We start from the raw sequence: 19,024 nt of genomic DNA on the forward strand, positions 1-19,024 counted from the left end.
GCGTGTCATGGCAGTGTGGAGAAACATGTCCCGCAAAATGTCTATAAAAAAATTGAACTTATGAGCGGGAGTGGTGTAGATGAAATAGGACTATGGAATCTGCACGCCAATTCGCTCTCATCGTCTGCGTGGCGGTGTCGACCTCGCAGGCCGCTTGTATCGCGTCTACCGAGCTCGATGGTCTCGAGGGTGAGGATGAGCTGGTGGCGGAGGTGCAGCAGGAGGTCGTGGTCTACAACGCGCTGACCCACAACGCGCTGACCCACAACGCGCTGACCTACAACGCGCTGACCCACAACGCGCTGACCCACAACGCGCTGACCCACAACGGTCTGATGGGCAATCCGTTCACCAGCGAGGCGCTCCGTGACCCCGAGTCGCGGGAGCTCCTCAGCTTCATCGTGAGCTGCGCTCTGCCCGAGCACGAGAAGATTACGGTCGAGGTCGACCGCCGCTCCTACACCTTCGTCGGGGAGCTCGGGCTCGCGCCCGAGTGGGGCCGGAGGAACGGCTCCTGTGGTGAAAAGTGCCAGGAGTGGGTGTCGGCCTGCCTCCTCTCCCGCGTGAACTACCGGGGCGAGCACGTGCCGATCTCGCTCCGCGGCAAGGACGACGCGCTCTCGTCCACGAGGAGGGAGCGCGACACGTACGAGGAGGCGGAGGCGACCTACTACGGCAACGTCTTCCTCAAGAACCAGCGTCGCTTCGCCTGCCTCGCGCCAGGGCAGAGGTCGATCCCCCGCGTCTGCGGCCCCTCGCTCGACGACTGCGTGGTCGACGTCGTGGGCAAGTGTGAGGACGTGTGCGACGGCCCGCGGCACGACGGCAGCTACACGGACTGCCGCGACCGGAAGCCCCTCATCGAGCTCCCGTGCGGGACCCGCATCTTTCCGCGCGGCACCGACAGCTACAAGGCCTCGGTGAGCGTCTTCCTCGAGTAGCATCGAGCAGCGTGGAGTCCGGGGCCGTCCTCGCGAGCCGATTCGTCGTCGAGCAGCAGGTTGCGGCCGGGGGGATGGGGACGGTCTATCGCGCCCACGATCGCCTCGACGCGCGCCACGTCGCCCTCAAGCTCCTGCACAGCCGCGAGGCCTTCGACGTCGAGCGCTTCGAGCGCGAGTCGCAGATCCTCGCCGAGCTGAGCCACCCCGGGATCGTGCGGTACGTCGCCCACGGCCGGACGGGCGCCGGGGACCACTACCTCGCCATGGAGTGGCTGGAGGGCGAGGACCTGGCGGCGTGCCTCGCGCGCCGGCAGCTCTCGCTCGCCGAGAGCCTCGGGGTGCTGCGCAGGACGGCGGACGCGCTCGCCTTCGCGCACTCGCGCGGGATCATCCACCGCGACGTCAAGCCGAGCAACATCTTCCTCGTCGCCGGCGACGTCGGTCAGCTCAAGCTCGTCGACTTCGGGATCGCGCGGCCCGACGGAGAGTCGCGGCGGCTGACCTACACCGGCGGGATCCTCGGGACGCCGGGGTACATCGCGCCCGAGCAGATCGAGAGCGGGAGCTCCCTCGACGCGCGCGCGGACGTGTTCTCGCTGGCGTGCGTGTTCTACGAGTGCATCGCGGGCCGCCCGGCCTTCGAAGGGGCGCACGTCATGGCCGCGCTCGCCAAGCTCCTGTTCCAGCAGACGCCACGGCTGCGCGACGTCCGCGCGGACGTGCCGGAGCCGCTGGAGCAGCTCATCGACCGGATGATGGCGAAGAACCCCGAGGAGCGGCCGCGCGACTGCGGCGAGGTCGGGGTGCAGCTCGCGCAGCTGGCGGAGGCGCTCGACGCCTGGGCGACGCCGCGGCCCGCCACGCTGGCGTCGCCGCGCGACGCGACCATGCGCTCGGCGCGGCCCCCGGGCTTCCTCACGCGCAGCGAGCAGCGGCTCGTGTCGCTCGTGCTCGCCGGCGAGCCGGACGACGTCGAGATGAGCGTGGCGGCGGCCGGCGGCGTCCCGAGCGCCTCGGACGTCTCGAGCGTGCTGCAGGAGATCTCGAACGAGGGCCCGGGCTCCTCGGTGCCTCGCTCGGAGGTGCGCGCCGCGGTGGAGCCGTACGGCGCGCACATCACCGAGATCTCGCGCGGGTCGCTCATCGCGATCCTCGCCGGCGCCGGCAGCGCCGTGGACCGGGCGGAGCGGGCGGCGCGGTGCGCGCTCGCCCTGCGCGCGCGGTTCCCGGGCATCCCGCTCGCCGTCGCGACGGGGCGCGGGGTGTCGTCGGCGAAGCTCATCGAGGGCGACGTGATCGACCGGGGGGTGCGCGCCCTGCGGGCGGCGCAGGGCGGCGTCGTCCGGCTCGACGACGTCACCGCCAGCGTCGTCGGCGGCCGGCTCAAAATCGACACGGACGAGAAGGGGCCGTTCCTCGCGAGCGAGACGGCGGCCGACGAGAGCACCCCCGTCCTGCTCGGCAAGCCGAGCGTCTGGGTCGGCCGCAGCCGCGAGCTGTCCATGCTGGAGGGCGTGTTCTCCGGCTGCGTGAGCGAGTCGCTGGCGAGCGCGGTCTTGGTGATCGGCCCGGCCGGCGCCGGCAAGTCGCGGCTCCGCCTGGAGTTCCTCACCCGGGTGCGGCGCCAGTTCGGGACGGTGGAGATCCTCGCCGGCCGGGCCGAGTCGGTGGCCGCGGGGTCGCCGTTCGGCCTCATCGCGGACGCGATCCGCAAGTCGGCGGGGATGCGCGAGGGCGAGCCGGTGGAGGCCCGGCGGCGCAAGCTGAAGCGGCGGCTCGGGCGCCACCTGAGCGGCGACGCGCTGAACCGGGTCGCGGCGTTCCTGGGCGAGCTCACGCGGACGCCGTTCCCCGACGGCGAGACGAGCGGGCTGCGCGCGGCGCGCGAGAACGCGATGCTGATGGCCGACGCGACGCGCGCGGCGTGGGAGGACTGGCTCGCCGCCGAGTGCGCGGCGCAGCCGGTGCTGCTCGTGCTCGAGGACCTGCAGTGGGGCGACCCGGCGACCGTGCGCCTCATCGACCAGACGCTGCGGAACCTCCGGGATCTGCCGCTCACGCTGCTCGCGCTGGCCCGACCCGAGGTCACCAAGCAGTTCCCCGGCCTGTGGACGGATCGCGAGGTGCAGACGATCAAGCTCGGGCCGCTGCCCGCCAAGGCGAGCGAGCGGATGGTGCGCAGCGCGCTCGGCGAGGACACGCCCGCCGAGATCGTGGCCCGGGTCGTGGAGCGGGCCGACGGCAACCCGTTCTACCTGGAGGAGCTCATCCGCGCGGTCGCGGACGGCAAGGGGGACGTGCTGCCCGACTCGGTGCTGGGCACGGTCGAGGCGCGGCTCGACGCCGAGGGGCACGAGGCGAAGCGGGTGCTGCGGGCAGCGAGCATCTTCGGCGATCGGTTCTCGAAGCTCGCGGTTGCGGCGCTGCTCGGCGGCGCCTCGCGCGTGAAGGAGACCGAGACGTGGCTCGACGCGCTGGCGGCGCGCGAGCTCATCGCGCCGGCCCAGACGCCGGGGTGGCTCATCCCGACCGACTACGTCTTCCGCCACGCGATCGTGCGCGAGGCCGCGTACGCGATGCTGACGGAGCCGGACCGCGCCCTCGGCCACAAGCTGGCCGGCGAGTGGCTCGAGCGGAGCGGGCACACCGACGCGATGGCGATGGCGGAGCACTTCCGGCTCGGCGGCGAGCCGGCGCGCGCGGTGAAGTGGTACCGGCGGGCCGCGGAGCAGGCGCTGGAGGCGAACGATCTCGCGAGCGCGCTCGCGCGCGCCGAGATGGGCGTGCGGTGCGGGGCGGCCGACGAGGAGCTCGGGCGGCTGCGGCTGGTGGAGGCCGAGATCAGCCTGTGGCAGCAGGAGACGGCGCTCGCCGTGCAGCGCGGCACCGAGGCGGCGAGCCTCGTCCGGATCGGCAGCTCGGCGTGGTTCCGCGCCATCGGGCAGGTGATCGTCGCGGAGGGGAAGCTCGGCCACTTCGATCGGGTCGAGGCCTGGACGACGCGGGTGGCCGAGGCGGCGGGCGCGATGAGCGCCCGGATCATGTGCCTGTGCGAGGGCGCGACGTACCTGGTCTTCGGCGGCCGTTACGCGGCGGCCGACCGGCTGATCCAGATGCTCGAGGCGGTCGCGAGCGAGCCCGCCGGGCTCGAGCCGCAGGCGGTGGGGCTCTACCAGCAGGCGCGCGCGTTCCGGGCGCAGACGAAGGGCGACATCGGGGCGGCGCTGAGCGGGCTCACGGCGGCGCTCGCGGCGTTCGAGCAGGCCGGCGATCGCCGGAACGCCTGCACGGTGCGCGAGAACCTGGGCTTCTTGTACGGCGAGCTCGGCGACTTCGAGGTGGCGGAGTCGGCGCTCCGCACGGCGCTCGCGGCGGCGCAGCGCATGGGCCTCGACGACCTGGAGACGGCGGCGCTCCAGAACCTCGGCTACGTCATCGCCCACCTCGGGCAGCTGGAGGAGGCGAAGCTCCTCGAGCAGCGCGCGGCGGCGGCGTTCCAGCAGCAGGGCGACCGGCGGATGGAGGGCGTGACGCTGACGTACCTCGCGAAGATCCTGCTGCTCTCGGGCGACCCGGCGGGCGCCGAGCGCGAGGCGCGCGCGGCGGTCGAGGCGCTGACGGTGGTGCCGCCGCTGCGCGCCGCCGCGGTCGCGGTGCTCTCGCGCGCGCTGCTCGCGCAAGGCCGGAAGGACGAGGCGCTGCCGGCCGCGCGCGAGGCGTTCGCGCAGCTCGAGGAGGCGGGCTCGCTCGAGGAGGGCGAGGCGCTGGTGCGGCTCGCGTACGCCGAGGCGCTCGCCGCCGCCGGCGCCGAGCGGGAGGCGGCGGAGGCGCTCGCCGCCGCGCGCGAGCACCTGCTCAGCCGCGCGGAGAAGATCAGCGATCCGAGCTTCCGCGAGCGCTTCTTGACGTGCGTGCCCGACAACGCGAGGACGCTGGCGCTCGCCGGGTGACGGGTCAGGGGGCCTCGCCCCCGGCCGCGCGCAGCGCGGCGGGCGCGCCGGCGGGCTCGCGCCGCTCGCCGTCCCCGGCCGCTTGCGGGCTCGTCCGGGAGCTCAGGAGGCGGAGGGCCTCGCGGTAGCCGTCGACGGTCCCGACCTCGACGTACGCGTGCCCGGCGGGGACGCCGAGCGCCACGCCCCCGCGGGCGATGTACTCGTTGACGAGGGGGCCGATGTGCTCGTCGCGCCGGCCCCGCTCGCACCAGAGCCCGTAGAGCTCCTGGAGCACGGCGCCGGTCAGCTTGAAGGCGCCCCAGATCCAGCGCGACGCGGCGTCGCGGCGCCTCGCCTGGATCTCGACGACGCGCCCATGGCCGTCGGTGACGACGGCTTCGAAGCGCCCCGGGCGGTCGAACGGGAAGAGGAGGAACGAGAGCGCCTGAGCCACGAGCGCGGACAGCCCGTCTTCGGGGAACCAGAGCGCGTCCGGGAGGCCGACGAACACGAGATCGTCGGGCGCGATGAGCGGGAGCGCGCGGAAGACCGCGTCGCAGAGGCCAGCCGGACGCGGCTGGACGGCGTACGACAGGCTCGCCTGCCCGATGGCGGCGCCGTAGTACTCGAGGAGCTCCGACCTGCCTGGCGAGACGACGAAGCAGATCCGGGTCGCGCCGGCGCGCAGCATGCGCTCGACGAGGTGCTCGCTCGCGGCGCGGGGCTGCACGGCGCCCTGCTCGAGCCGGCTGCCGATCGGGAGGAGCTCGTTCGAGAAGGCGAGCGGCTGAATCCGGGGCTCCCGGCCGGCAGCCGGGATGAGCCCCCACACGGTGGCCTGTCGTCCTCTCACGCGCGCACCCCCGCCGAGAGCGGCCCGCCGCGCGGCGCGGCGGAGCGGCGGTGAGGGGCGGCGCAGCGCTGGATCACGGGCGCGCCGCGCTCGAGATCGCGGCGCCCTCGCTTCGATGAAGCGATGTAGTCCATGTCGAGGAAATCACGTTCATGTCCGGGATTGCCACGCGCGGCGCGGTGAGCGGCGTGACGTATATTGTGCTGCGCGGGGGCGGCGCGGCGGCGCTCCACGGTGAGCGCGGGAGCGAGATCCCGCGGCGACGAGGCGAGCTCACGGCCTTGGGACGAGCGTATACCGAGCTCCAGGTTCACCATCTTCAATGCTCGCTCCGGCGAGCGCGAGCGACGCTTACTTGTGGGCATTTTGTTCAACCAATTCAAATGGTTGTGCGATCCTTGCGCCGTGGAGACGCCGCTCGCCCGCGCGATCGAGGCGGCGCCGCGTGACTGGGTGGAGGACGCCGATGCGCGGGGCGTGTGAATCGGAGTTCAACATCGTACCTGCGGACCTCGAGATCAAGTCGAGCGCGAGACCCGCTTTGTCAAGCTGAGCCCGGATCGCGGCTATCGATTCGTGATGGACTCATGACATGTCAAGCCGATCGCGATCCACCCTTGTCAAGCCGGCGCGGGGCTCGCGCGGCGCGCGCTCGCGCGAGCGAGTGGCAATCGCCTCAGGATTGACGCTCTCACAACGCGCGATCCCGGACAGGAAAGTTGGCAGTCTCTACAGTGAATGCCCGAGAGGGCATCAGGCACGGACGTAGCGAGCGGTGATGTGACGACCCGCGTCAGGTTTCTGTCACGACGGCAGGCGACGACCCCGCGCGGGTGATCCCATGGAACACATCGACTGCCGAGGTGCGCTCACGCGGGCAACGTCGGCCGATCCACGGCGGGCTCTGCGGCTTCGCGCTCGGCGATGGCGGCGGCGTGGCGGCGCAGCCGGTCGGCCATCACGTTCGGGATGCGCTCCGCGGCCAGGAGCGCGGCCGAGAGCGCGCTCCGCGCGGCGGCGAGCCGGCCGCGGCGCAGCGCGGTGACCGCGCGGATCTCGAGCACCTCGATGTGCTCCTGGCCGACCGAGCTCTGCGCCGAGCGCTCCACGAGCGCGTCCCACGCGGCGTCGCTCCCGTCCCGCGTCGCCAGGTCGATCATCGCGCAGAGCACCTCCTCCGAGGGGACCATCAGCGCGTCGACGCGCCCCTCGGCGCGCGCTTGCTCCTGCATCTCGCGCATCCGCTCGAACAGCGCGCGGGCCTCGGCGTGCTCGCCGCAATAGAAGAGGAAGCGCGTCTTGAGGAGCAGGGCGACCGGCCGGCACATCCCGCAGAAGCGGTGCTGCTCGATCTCCAGCGCGCGCTCGATGTGCGGCTTCGCCGCCGCGAGGTCGTCCATGAGGTAGAGGTACTCGCCGAGGTTGTACTCGCCGATCCGCTCGAGCCCGCTCTGGCCGAGCTCGCGCGCGAGCGAGAGCACCCGCTCGAGGTCGGCGATCATCCGGGCCTTGTCGCCGCGGCACGCCCAGAGGAGCGCGCGGTTGTTCGTCACCGAGCCGAGGTGCAGCGTGTCGTGGTGCGCCTCGCAGAGCGCGATCGCCTGGCCGAGCGCCTCCTCGGCGTCGTCGAGGCGGTCGAGCCCCTGGAGGACGAAGCCGAGCATGAGCAGCGAGATGACCCGCGTCTCGTAGCCGTCGGCCCCGAGCGAGGCGGAGTCGGCCGCCGCCCGCTCGAGCGCGGCGGCCGCCTCCTCCTCCCGGCTGAAGCGGTGGAGCGAGCGCCCGACGCCGAGCGCGAGGCGCGCGGCGAGCGCCGGCGACAGCGCGAGCCCCTCGGCGAGCGCGCGCGCCTCCTCGACGCGCTCCTCGGAGCTCTTGAACTCGTCCATCCAGTCGAGCGCCGTGGCCTCGTCGAGGAGGATGTCGATCTGCGCCGGGACGTCGCCCCGCGCGCGCGCGATGGTCCGCGCGCTGGCGAAATCGGCGAGCGCGTCGTGGTAGCGGCCGAGGCGGTAGCGCATGAGGCCGCGGCCCCGGTGCGCCGCCGCGCGGTCGGGGCGCGCGCGGCCCGGCGCGCCGGGCGCGTGGCCCTGTGGGGCCCCGGCGCTCGGGGCCGTCGGCTCGATCGGCTGCTCCAGCGCGCGGCTGTAGAACGACTCCGCGTCGAGGTAGGCGTGCCGGGCGCGCGCGCGCTCGGCCAAGGTGAGGTAGGCGGCCTCGGCGACCTCGCCGAGCCCCGCCTGGGCCGCGTGGTACGCGAACGGGAGCAGGCGCGCGTCCTTGAGGTGGGGCGCGTCGCGCTCGCCCTCCTCTTCGTCGGCGGCGTCGCGGTGCAGCTTGAAGGCCGCGAGGTGGGCGCGCCGGCGGAGCGCCTCGGGCGCGCCGCGGGCCACCGCCTCGCGGACCAGCGCGTGGCGGAAGCCGATGCGGCCTCGGCGATCCTGGACGAGCAGGCCCGCGGCGAGCAGCCGCTTCACCGCCACCTCGCCGTCGAGCGGGAGGTCGTCCGCCTCGCCGTGCTCGTCGAGCCGCTTCAGCACGCCGGCCACCTCGGCGACGGCGACGTCGGGGCCGAGGAGCGCGATGAGGCGCGCGTGCGCCTGCAGCGCGGGCGGGAGCGCGTCGATCTCGCCGAGCGCGAGCCAGTCGAGGAGCGGCATGTCCGGCAGGCGATCGAGCTCGTCCGTCGCGAGGTACCAGGCGTCGCCCCGCGGGTGCCGGCGCACGATGCCCTCGCGCTTGAGGCCGCGCACGAGCTCGATGAGCAGGAGCGGGACGCCCTGCGCGCGCTCGACGAGATGCGCGAGCGCGGGCTCGGGCACGTCCTCGGCGGGCAGGAGCAGCCGCCGGCAGAGGGCGATCGCGCTCTCGCGATCGAGCGCCTCGAGGCGGTAGGTCTCGCGGCGCGCGGCGCGCTCGCCCCAGTCGGGGCGCGCGCTCTCGAAGCTCGGCCGGCCGAAGGCGCAGATGAAGAGCGGCGCCTGCGCCTCGGCGAGCGCCGCGTACTCGAGCGCGGCGAGCGCCGCGTCGTCCGCCGCGTGCGCGTCGTCGAGCACCACGAAGAGCGGCGTCCTCCGCGACCGCCGGCGGAGCGCCTCGCCGGCCGCCACGGTGAGCGCGGCGCGGAGCGCGCCGGGCGCCGCGGAGAGCGCGCGGAGCTCCGGGTAGCGCTCCTCGGCGAGCGCGCCGTCGCTGATCCAGCCGAGCGCGAGCGCCACGGCGGCCCCGAGCCGCTCCTGCGCGGCGCCGAGGCGGCGCCGGAGGAGCTCGCTGCCGCCGTCGGCGGGCGGGGACGACGGCAGCGCGAGCGCCTGCTGGAGGATCTCCCGGACGACGCGGTCGGCCCCGCCGGCCACCGGCTCGCCGGTGCGGAGCTCGATCACCTCGGCGCGGCCGTCGATCTCGCGCAGCCGCTGCACGAGGGCGCCGGCGAGGCGGCTCTTGCCGTGGCCGGCCACGCCGATGACGCTGGCGATGGTGGGCGTCGCGTTCGCCGCGGCGTCGCGCGCGCCGGCGACGAGCGCGTCGAGGACGTCGTTGCGGCCGAAGAGCGGCTGCGAGCCGGTGTCGAACGCGGTGTCGGCGTCGGGCCGGGCGGAGGTCGGCCCGGACCGAACGGAGGACGGCCCGGGCGGGGGGAGGGAGTCGCCCGGGGGCTGCGCGCCGCCGTCGCCGAGCGCCTCCACGGCGGCCGGCGACAGGGTGAGCCCCGGGGGGCGGTTCGGCGCGAAGCGATCCTCCCGGTGGAAGAGCGGGCTCAGGAACCGGCGCGAGCCGTCGGGCCGCGGCTGGACGGACACGGACGCGAGGTCGAGCAGCCCGCGGGCGAGGACGCGCTGCTGCTCGAGCTCTCGGCCGGCGTGCATCGCGCGGCGCAGCGGGCTCGCGCCGTCCGCGTGGTCGAAGACGGCGACGAAGCGGTTGCCGGCGGCGTGCGCGAGCTCGCCGCCGAGCGCGCCGAGCCTCCGCTGGAGGGCCACGACGTCGAGCTCGGCCTCGAAGAAGAGGAGCGCGACCGCGCGCCGCTCGACGCGGCGGGCGCTCGGCGGCGGCTCCGTGGTGAGGCGCCGGAGGCGCGAGGGGCGGCGCTCCTGGGCGCGCTCGAAGGTCTCCAGGGCGGCGCCGAGCGCCGCGGCGGTCTCGAAGCGCTGATTCCTGTCCTTGGCGAGGCACCGGAGCACGATGTCCTCGAGCGACCCGGAGATCGGCGCGATCGAGGAGGGCCGCGGGGGGCGGCGGCTCAGGTGATCCTGCCGCACCAGGGCGGGAGGGCCCCAGAACGGCGGTTTGCCGGTGAGGAGCTCGAACAGCACGACGCCGAGCGCATACACGTCCGCGCGCACGTCGATGTCGCCGTGGCCGTCGCACTGCTCGGGCGCCATGTACTCGGCGGTGCCGGGCGCCTCGCTCTCGGCGGTGATGCGGAGCGACGGGTCGCGGTGCCCCGCCGCGAGGCCGAGATCGATGATGGTGGCGCGGTGCCCGCCGTCCCGGGCGGCGGCGGACAGCGGCGCGCCGGGATGGATGAAGATGTTCTCGGGCTTGATGTCGCGGTGCACGTAGCCGCGCGCGTGCACCGCCTCGAGCGCCCGGAGCGCGGCGCGGACGAGGGAGCACGCCGCGCGCGCCGGCACCGGGCCGGCGATGCCGGAGGCGACCATGCGGTCGGCGAGCGTCGGGCCGTCGAGGTAATCCATGACGAAGTACGGCAGCCCGGAGGGGAGCTGGCCGCACGCGTGGACGGCGGGCACGTGGGGCGGGCCGATGTCGTGGAGGGCCCGCATCTCCTCGACGAGGCGGACGCCGGCGTCGGGGCGGTCTTCGCGCGCGACCTTGATCGCCACGGTCGGACCGCCGCCCTCCGGCTCGGCCGCGAACACGGCCCCGAACCCGCCCGCGCCGGCGAGGCGGACGTCGCGGTAGCCCGCGATGCTGGGCGGCGGCGCCTCGCGGGGCCAGCCGGTGTTGGCGTCGTCCGCGCCGCTCGGGGCGCCGGGCTCCGGACCGGCGTGCCGCAGCGCCGGGCCGTGCTGCGGGCACCCGGGGTCCGCGCGCGCGACCCGCCTGCCGCATTCCCTGCACCGCGCGGCGAGCCCACCCGCGTGGGCGCCGCGTCCGTCTCGACGAACATCGGGCGACATGGGGGGCCTCAGGGCAGGAACGTCGTAATCACCGCGGACGACGACTCGCCTCGATCGTTGGTGCAGCTCGGGCGATAGCCGCTGGCGGCGTGGAGCGGGCCGCACACGAGATCGCATGAGCCCACGATGTGAATGTTCGGGCATTCCCGGACGCCGCCCTCCGGGTCGGGGAGCCCCGTAGCGCAGTCCCTGCTGTGGTCGCGCGACCTCTCGGCGTTGGACTCGTTGTAGCAGGCATAGAAGCGGGGGGCGCTCGTGAACAGGTCGCCCCAGAACGCGCCCTCCTCCCTCGGAAAGGACGCCATCTCGCTCCGGTCCGGGTACCTGAGGGCCTGATGCGTCCCGCGCGACGAGATCATCACCGAGACGCCAGCCCGGTTTGCGCGCGAGGCCACGCAGGCCGAGACCCACTGCCTCCGGGAGGCGCTCAGCGGCTCGTCGGTCCAGCTCGGGGCGAGGCCGAGGTGCCCCCAGTAGACCTCGTCGTGCGGTTCGTCGAGCTCGTCGCGCCACGAGAAGCGGAGCGACTGCGACGTGCTGAGCGCGCAGCTGACAATGTATTGAAGGAGCTGCCTGGACATCGCGCCGAGCTCCCCTGGGTCGGTGATGGCGGAGAAGGCGGTCGGCGCCAGGCTGCTCCCCTCGAGTCTGTTCGGGGCGAGCGCGTTGGGGTTGAGGGCGTTGGGGTTGAGGGCGTTGGGGTTGAGGGCGTTGGGGTTGAGGGCGTTGTGATTGCGGAGCGCACTTGAGGCTGCCTCGACCGACCCCGACTCCACAGGAAATCCGTCGCTGCCACCGCAGCAGGGCAGCAATGCGACCAACGAAAGCGTGCGCAGGTGACGCGCGTGAATTCGCCCTTTCATCAGTTCCCTCCCCCGTTCCGCCAGCAGATGGAATAGGCTACCGTCGGGACAACGATGGATTTACTGTACCACCAGGTGAAGCGACGTGTAGCGACAACACGATCGTCACGTGCTGGTAAAAACGTCGCTCGGGTGAGCCCTTAGTCGTATCGGGGGGGTTATGACATTGGATGGGTTGGCGACGCGCGATAACGAGACGAGGGCGTTTTCCCTAGAGGAGAGGTCGTTCTCCCGAGGAGAGCTCCCGTGCGGCGCGCGCGCGGGCAATTACAGTGTTGTGGCGCCCATCGCCCGGGGCGGATGTGGCGCTGTGTACGAGGCGAGACATCTCCAGACGGGCGCGCGCGTGGCGATGAAGGTGCTGCACGGGACGCTCGCCGCCTCGCCGAAGATGGTGAAGCGCTTCCTGCGCGAGATCGAGGTGGTGAGGCTGCTCAACCACCCTGGCATCGTCGACATTCATGACGCCGGCGAGCTCCCGGACGGCCGGCCGTTTTACGTGATGGAGCACCTCGACGGGCTGACGCTCGACGTGCTCCTCCGGCAGGAGGGGAGGCTCTCGCCGGAGCGGGCGCTCGAGCTGCTCGAGCCGGTCTGTTCGGCGCTCGACGCGGCGCACGCCGCCGGCATCATCCACCGCGACGTGAAGGGCAGCAACATCTTCGTCTCGCGGGGCGCGCCGCGCGCGGTCAAGCTCCTCGATTTCGGGATCGCCAAGCTGATGGAGCCCGAGGAGGGGGCGAGCGGCTTCACCACGGCGGGGAGGGCGCCAGGCACGCTCACGATCATGGCGCCCGAGCAGATCCTCGGCGGCCCCCTCGACGCGCGCGTCGACGTGTACGCGCTCGGCGTCCTGCTCCACCGGCTCCTCACGGGCAAGCTCCCGTTCTACTCGCCGGACGCGGCCGAGCTGCTCCGGCAGCACCTGGAGGAGCCGCCGCCGCGCCCGAGCCGGCGGACCCCGCTGCCGCCCGCGCTCGACGCGATCGTCCTGCGCTGCCTGGAGAAGCAGCCGGAGCACCGCTACCCGTCGGTGAAGAGCTTCCTCTGCGCGCTCCGCGAGGCCGTGGGCGAGCCGACGTCGGGGCGGAGCAGCACGCCGGAGCTCGAGACGGACGCGATCGCGGTGTACCTCGACCTGCGGCTGCGCACCGACGCCGACGATCTCGACGACGCGCTCGCCGAGGAGCTCGGCCTCGTGCTGGACCTCGCGGAGGAGCGCCTCCGCGACGCCGGGCTCACGCTGGTGTCGGTGACCGGCAGCGAGATCCTCGCCGCGCGCTTGCTCTCCTGCGACGCCTGCGAGGCGCTGCGGGAGCGGGCGGCGGTGATCGCGATCGCCGCCGCGCTGCACGAGGAGATCGCGCAGAGGAGCCGCCCGGACGCGCGCGTGCACCCGAACCTGTGCCTGCACGCCGGGCGGGTCGTGGTGCGCTGGATGCCCCACCCGGAGATCATCGGCGGCGACCTGGCGCGGGTCGGCGCGTGGGCGCCGGCCGAGCCGGTGCACGGGCTCTGCGCGACCGAGGAGGCGATCCGGGGAGTCGACGGACTCGAGCTCTCCGCCGGGCCGGGCCGCCTCGCGCTGATCGGAGAGCCCTCGGCGCAGTGCTCCTCGCCGGCGCCGACCTTGCGCAGCCGCGCGATCTGAGGCGCCGGGGCGCGCGGCCCTCGCCGCGCGCCGCGCTACGCCCGCCGCGCCGCGCCCGCCGCGCCCGCCGCGCCCGAAGCCCGGCCCCCTGCGAGGTGCAATGTCAGGGAAGCGACGGGCGCGCGCTCGGCGTGGACCCCCTGGCGGACTCGGGATCTCCCGGAGTCGATATGACGACGCAAAAACGATCAAGAGGCGATTGCCGCCCGACGATAGATGCCATTATAAAGGCGGCCCGCGGGTTGCTCGACCTCGCGTCCGCGCCTCGCCGCTCCGGAAAGCTCTCATGTCCATGCGCCTCCAGCAAGCTATCCAGACCCTCCTCGATTCCGCCCCTCTCCTCCGCGACGCATCGAGCAGCGGCAACGTCCGGGTGCTCGCGTCGCTGCTCGGGCCAGCCTTTCGCGGCTTCGTCCAGCGGCGCGGCAAGGGCGTGGGCTCGACCGATATCTCGGTTGGATACGAGGCCAGCTTTAACTGGAGTTACGGGCGGGACGACCCAGACATGGCGAGGCTCTACCATCTGGCCAAGACGTCCCAGTGGAACGCGACGACCGACCTCGACTGGTCTCGCGACGTCGATTGGCTCGATCCGGCGATGCCGCTCTTGCCCGACAGCTGGATGCCGCCGTCCAAGCTGCCGATCTGGGGGAGGCTCTCGGAGCGGGAGCGGGCGGCGCAGCGCCACGGGCTCCTCTCCTGGATGCTGAGCCAGTTCCTGCACGGCGAGCAGGGCGCCCTGTTCGCGGCGTCGCAGGTCACCGAGTGTGTGCCCTCGCTCGACGCCAAGCTCTACGGGAGCACGCAGGTCGCCGACGAGGGGCGCCACGTGGAGGTGTTCCACGCCTACCTCACGCAGAAGCTGGAGAAGCTCTACGAGATCAACGACAACCTGTATGTCGTCATCGACGCGATCATGAGCGACGGCCGGTGGGACATGAAGTTCCTCGGCATGCAGATCATGATCGAGGGCCTCGCGCTCGGCGCGTTCAGCTCGATTCGACAGGTGACGAGCGAGCCGCTGCTCAAGGACGTCCTCCGGTCGGTGATCACCGACGAGGCGCGCCACGTGCATTATGGGGTCCTCGCGCTGACCAGGTTCTACCGCGAGGGCATAGGCGAGCGGGCGCGGAGGGAGCGGGAGGACTGGGCGTTCGAGCTGTCGCTGCTGCTCCGCAACCGGTTCTTGGCGCACGAGTTCTATGACGAGTTCTATGCCCACCGCATGACGCGGTGCGAGTGGGACAAGCTCATGCTCGAGAGCGACCTGATGGGGTTCTTCCGCCGGACGATGTTCAAGCGGATCGTGCCGAACCTGAAGCGGATCGGCCTGCTCTCCGGGCGGATCCGGCCGCGCTACGCCTCGATCGGGCTGCTCGAGTACGAGCACGGGCGGTCGGCCAGCGAGCTGACGGCCAAGGAGCTGCTCGACGACGCGTGAGGCCGCGGCGATCGAGGCGCGGCGGGGGCGGCGCGGGCGCCCGCGCCGGCCTCCGGGAGCCGGTCAGCAGGTCGCCCCGATGCAGGCCGCGACCTCGACGGCGCACTCCTCCTGGATGCAGTCGAAGTCGCCGTTGCAGACGGGGAGCAACGGGAGGGCGCACGTCATGACCTGATCGACGAAGAACTGGACGTCGGCGCAGCCCCGCGACACGCAGCTCGAGACGCACGCCAGGCTGAAGGCGGGGGGCGACTGCGCGAGATCGATGCACCGGGAGGCGCAGGTGATCACCTCCAGGCAGTCCGCGGGCTCGCACGCGCCGCAGTCCGCCGGACAGTTGGAGCACGTCTCGAAGCTCTCGCAGACGCCGTTCGGGCACACCGAGCACACGCCGCAGTCGCGCTGGCACGACGCGCACGTCTCCGTCCCCGAGCAGGCGCCGTCGCCGCAGGAGGCGCAGGCGCCGCAGTCCGCGGGGCACGAGAAGCAGCTCTCGAGCCCGACGTTGCACACCCCGTTGCCGCAGGATGCGCAGGCGCCGCAGTCGGGGGCGCACGAGGAGCAGTCCTCCGGCGCCGCGCAGCGGCCGTCGCCGCAGCCGTCGCACACGCCGCAGTCGGCCGGGCACGTGAGGCACGTGTCGGCGCCGCCGCACGCGCCGTCGCCGCAGCTGGGACACGGGCCGCAGTCGTTCGGACAGCTCGCGCACGACTCGCTCGCCTCGTCGCAGGCGCCGTCGCCGCAGCTCGGGCAGAGGCCGCAGTCCGAGGCGCAGTTGCCGCAGTTCTCGGGGGCGGCGCAGGCGCCGTCGCCGCACGCCCCGCAGACGCCGCAGTCGCTCGAGCAGCTCGCGCACGACTCGGCGCCGTCGCAGGCGCCGTCGCCGCACCCCTGGCAGAGGCCGCAGTCCGGGGCGCAGCTCCCGCAGTCCTCCGCGCCGTCGCAGACGCCGTCGCCGCACGCCGCCGAGGGCCAGCCGCCGGACGGGCCGGGATCGTCCCATGCCTCGGTGCGGCCGCAGCCCGCCCCGAGCCCGGCCCCCGCGGCGGCGACGAGCGCCGACCACGCGAGCGCGCGCGCGGAGAAGAAGAGGCCAGGGCGATGCCGCCCGGACCGCAGCAGGAAGCTCAGCCGGCTAGTGGTACCCATACGATCGGCCCCATGCGAGATCGGGTTGTAAGGAGGCGCGGGAGCGGTCCGCGGCTGCGCCGCGCTGAGCCGTCCGCCGACGGCGTGCGGACGGAACATACCTGGAGAGCGCCCGCGCGATGGGGGCAAAGCACGGGCGCGCCGCGTTTCGCCGCGCGATCGGGGCGATGACGGCGGGCGGCGAGCTGCTGGCCCGGCGGCGCGGTCGGATGGGCCGGGGCGGAGCCGCGCGGCACAAGGGCACAAAATGAAAGAGGGCGGCACCTCCGGAGAGGCGCCGCCCAAAGCGCTCCGCAGCGCGCGCTTCACGAAGGAAGCGACGCGCCGCGCAGAGGGCTCACTGCTTGGGAGCCTCGGCCGGGTTCGCCGCCGCCGGATCGGCCGGAGCCGAGGGCGCCGCCTCCGGGGTCGCCGCGGGCGCCGTCTCGGTCGAGGCGGGGGCCGCGTCGGTCGACGCCGGGGCCGCCGACGGGTCGCTCGCGGCCGGGGCGCTGCCGCCGCAGGCAACGGCGAGGGACGAGACGGACACGGCGACGAGCGCAAGAACGAGCTTGTTCATGGGAATCCTCCGAAAAACGGGGCGGCGAGGCCACCCCCAACCAGCAAACGTAGGAGCCGCAGTCCAAATCCGGCGGCCACCCACCCAGACGCCGCAGGGGGACAGAACGGCTCACAGTTTTTTCGATGAGCCGCCCGGGCCCCACCAGGCGTCTAGAAAACTGTGGGAGGCTCGGGGCTCTCCCGACGCTGCCCCGGACAGGAGACCGGGGCGCGGCGCGCCGCGTCGGCCCAGGGGCCGGTTCCCGCACGGCGGCTCGAACACCCAGGCTGCTCCTTTTCAGGTACACGAACCCATGGCTCTGAGACCCCAGCGAGGGCGCCTGCGCCTTGTCGAACCGGTCGTCCCGGCCGCCCCGGCTGCGGAGGCTCAGGCGGACGTGGGCGAGGCCGGCCCCGCCTTCGCCCCGGAGGAGCGCGGCCGGAGCGATGTCCGGTCCGGGGGCGCGCGCGCTGGGAATGCCGCGGACAGGCGGGGCGCCGTCGCGGGCGCGCCGGCGGAGCGGGGGGGAGGCCTTACGGAGCTGCCGGACGCGCAGCTCGTGGTGCTCGGCGCGCGCGGGGACGTGGGCGCGCTCGAGCAGCTCTACCGGCGGCACGCGGCCTTCGCCATCCACCTCGCGACGCGCATCGAGGGCTCGGCGCGCGACGTGGAGGACATCGTGCACGACGCCTTCCTCCGCGCCTTCGAGCGCCTCGGCGACCTCGTGGACCCCGCGGCCTTCCGCGCCTGGCTCGGCTCGATCGTCGTCCACAAGGTCCGCTCGCGGATGCGGCGCACGCGGCTGCTCGGGATGCTCGGGATGGGCAAGTCGAGCGAGCCGGTCGATCTCGACGCGCTCGCGAGCCCGGCCGCCTCTCCCCACGCGCGCGCGCAGATCGCGCAGATCTACGCCCTGCTCCAGACGCTGCCGGCCGACGACCGGATCGCGTGGATCCTCCGCTCGGTCGAGGGGCACGATCTCGAGACGGTCGCGCAGATGACCGACTGCTCGCTGGCCACGGTCAAGCGGCGGATTTCACGGGCGCAACACTTCCTCGACGGTCATTTTGTGGATCCCACCAACAGCGAGGCGTCATCATGAGCCGGCGAGGGCTACCCCGGATCGCTCCGGCAGATCTGCGCGACCACGCGACCGAAGAGCGGATCGCGCGCGTCTGGGACCGCATCGAGCACGACCTCGCGGCGCGCGAGCCGTCGTCGCCGCGCCGCGCGGGCGTGGCCGCGATGCTCGCGGCGGCGGCGCTCTCGGCGTTCGCCGGCGGCCTGTGGCTGGGCAAGGCGATCTGGAGCGACGAGCGGGCCGCGACGCCGCTCACCGCCGTGGCGCCGACCGACGACGTGCCGTCGCTGGTCGACGTGTTCGCCGCGGGCTCGCGGGGGCGCACCTTCCAGCTGCCGGGCGGCGGGACGATCTCGCTCACGGCGGGCACCACCGTCGAGGTCGAGCAGGCGGACGGCGGCGCGCTGACGCTGCGGCTCGTGCAGGGCGAGGCGTGGCTCGACACCGTGAGCGGGACGCGCACGGCGGCGCTCTCGATCGTGGCCGGGGAGGCCCGGCTCGCGGCGGCGGCGGGCAGCGTGCTGCGCGTGAGGCACAACGTCGACGACATCGACGTCAACGTCGCGGACGGGTCGGTCAAGCTCACGTCGCCGGCCGGCTCGCGGGAGCTCGGGCGCGGCGACGCCGAGGAGGGCGTGCCGATCCGGCAGCCCACGGCGGTGGTGGCGCCGCCGGAGGAGCCCCGGCGCGCCCGCGTGGCGTCGCTGCCGCGCTCGAGCGCGGAGGTGGCGCCGGTCGCGCCGCCGTCCGACGCGCCGGCGGCCGCGGCGCCGGCCGCCGCGCCCGACTGGCGCGCGCGGTACAACGCGGGCAACGTCGCCGAGGCGCTGCAGAGCCTGAAGCAGCAGAGCGGCGGCGTCGACGGCGCCATCGCCTCCGCGAAGACGGCGAGGGAGCTGATGGACCTCAGCGATCTCCTGCGCGCGAAGGGCGGCGATCTCTCCGCGGCGATGCGCGCCTTCGCGCGCGTCGTCGAGAGCTTCCCGACCGACGCGTACGCGCCGATCGCGGCCTACAAGCTCGGCGACCTCTACGCCAGCATGGGCGATCAGGCGCAGGCGGCGAAGTATCTGGACCAGGCGCGCTCGCTGTCGCCCGAGGGCAACCTCGCGGAGGACTCGTTCTGCAAGCGCATCCGCACCGAGCTCGTCGCCGGGCGCAAGGAAGAGGCCTCGCAGATGGCCAAGGAGTACGTGGCCAAGTACCCGGACGGCCGGTGCGAGGACGTCCAGCGGCTCGTCTCGGGCGACGCGGCGGCCGAGGAGGGCGAGGAGGAGGCCGCGCCGCCCCAGCCTCCGCCCGCCCCCGACGCGAGCCCCACGCCGTGATCCGCGCGCGCCGGTCCCCGAGCGGCGCTCGGCGGCCCCGGCTCTCCGACCGACAGGCTTGACATCCCGTAACGGCTCTGCGCTTGCTTGCTGCGCCGGA

The 19,024-nt window shown here is 73.7% G+C and carries 13 protein-coding genes; 7 read left to right on the forward strand and 6 right to left on the reverse strand.

What is annotated here, in order from left to right; translation table 11 throughout:
* Positions 1-203 precede the first annotated feature (203 nt).
* Together WMF33_RS47665 and WMF33_RS47670 are read left to right on the forward strand one after the other, a co-directional pair.
* Positions 204-941, forward strand: coding sequence for a hypothetical protein (locus WMF33_RS47665; protein ID WP_437334778.1), 738 nt, complete (start codon positions 204-206; stop codon positions 939-941).
* An 11-nt stretch (positions 942-952) separates the two neighbouring features.
* Positions 953-4,894 carry a protein kinase domain-containing protein gene (locus WMF33_RS47670; protein WP_437334779.1) on the forward strand — a complete coding sequence of 1,314 codons (3,942 nt, stop codon included), beginning with the start codon at positions 953-955 and terminating at the stop codon, positions 4,892-4,894.
* Between the two features lie 4 nt (positions 4,895-4,898).
* On the opposite strand, the gene WMF33_RS47675 is transcribed toward WMF33_RS47670, so the two are convergent.
* Both WMF33_RS47675 and WMF33_RS47680 read right to left on the reverse strand, forming a co-directional pair.
* A complete protein-coding gene (locus tag WMF33_RS47675) occupies positions 4,899-5,708 on the reverse strand; it encodes a sugar phosphate nucleotidyltransferase (RefSeq protein ID WP_437339587.1) in 810 nt (269 codons plus the stop codon).
* Between the two features lie 17 nt (positions 5,709-5,725).
* The gene (locus WMF33_RS47680) at positions 5,726-6,046 is read right to left on the reverse strand and encodes a hypothetical protein (protein WP_437334780.1); all 321 of its coding nucleotides are present in this window, start codon (positions 6,044-6,046) and stop codon (positions 5,726-5,728) included.
* 40 nt (positions 6,047-6,086) lie between these two features.
* On the opposite strand from WMF33_RS47680, the gene WMF33_RS47685 reads away from it, so the two are divergent.
* The gene (locus WMF33_RS47685; RefSeq protein ID WP_437334781.1) at positions 6,087-6,212 is read left to right on the forward strand and encodes a hypothetical protein; all 126 of its coding nucleotides are present in this window, start codon (positions 6,087-6,089) and stop codon (positions 6,210-6,212) included.
* 386 nt (positions 6,213-6,598) lie between these two features.
* Here WMF33_RS47685 and WMF33_RS47690 read toward each other — a convergent pair whose 3' ends face one another.
* Both WMF33_RS47690 and WMF33_RS47695 read right to left on the reverse strand, forming a co-directional pair.
* On the reverse strand, positions 6,599-10,870 hold the full coding sequence (locus WMF33_RS47690; protein ID WP_437334782.1) for a serine/threonine-protein kinase: 4,272 nt from the start codon (positions 10,868-10,870) through the stop codon (positions 6,599-6,601).
* 8 nt (positions 10,871-10,878) lie between these two features.
* Positions 10,879-11,646: a hypothetical protein gene (locus tag WMF33_RS47695; protein ID WP_437334783.1), complete on the reverse strand. Its 768-nt coding sequence runs from the start codon at positions 11,644-11,646 to the stop codon at positions 10,879-10,881.
* Positions 11,647-11,893: 247 nt separating this feature from the next.
* Between WMF33_RS47695 and WMF33_RS47700 the strand changes: the two genes are divergently transcribed.
* Positions 11,894-13,384: a serine/threonine-protein kinase gene (locus WMF33_RS47700; protein ID WP_437334784.1), complete on the forward strand. Its 1,491-nt coding sequence runs from the start codon at positions 11,894-11,896 to the stop codon at positions 13,382-13,384.
* Positions 13,385-13,670: 286 nt separating this feature from the next.
* A complete protein-coding gene (locus WMF33_RS47705) occupies positions 13,671-14,825 on the forward strand; it encodes a ferritin-like domain-containing protein (RefSeq protein WP_437316745.1) in 1,155 nt (384 codons plus the stop codon).
* 63 nt (positions 14,826-14,888) lie between these two features.
* Here WMF33_RS47705 and WMF33_RS47710 read toward each other — a convergent pair whose 3' ends face one another.
* A complete protein-coding gene (locus tag WMF33_RS47710; RefSeq protein ID WP_437334785.1) occupies positions 14,889-15,974 on the reverse strand; it encodes a hypothetical protein in 1,086 nt (361 codons plus the stop codon).
* Positions 15,975-16,311: 337 nt separating this feature from the next.
* Positions 16,312-16,533 carry a hypothetical protein gene (locus WMF33_RS47715; protein ID WP_437334786.1) on the reverse strand — a complete coding sequence of 74 codons (222 nt, stop codon included), beginning with the start codon at positions 16,531-16,533 and terminating at the stop codon, positions 16,312-16,314.
* 295 nt (positions 16,534-16,828) lie between these two features.
* Here WMF33_RS47715 and WMF33_RS47720 point away from each other — a divergent pair, with 295 nt between their 5' ends.
* Positions 16,829-17,617 carry an RNA polymerase sigma factor gene (locus WMF33_RS47720; RefSeq protein ID WP_437334787.1) on the forward strand — a complete coding sequence of 263 codons (789 nt, stop codon included), beginning with the start codon at positions 16,829-16,831 and terminating at the stop codon, positions 17,615-17,617.
* Complete coding sequence (locus WMF33_RS47725) at positions 17,614-18,924, forward strand: tetratricopeptide repeat protein (protein WP_437334788.1); 1,311 nt, start codon at positions 17,614-17,616, stop codon at positions 18,922-18,924. The genes WMF33_RS47720 and WMF33_RS47725 overlap by 4 nt, the downstream gene beginning before the upstream one ends.
* The last annotated feature ends 100 nt before the right edge of the window (positions 18,925-19,024 follow it).

Source organism: Sorangium sp. So ce394, from assembly GCF_051474665.1.
GTDB lineage: Bacteria > Myxococcota_A > Polyangia > Polyangiales > Polyangiaceae > Sorangium > Sorangium cellulosum_D.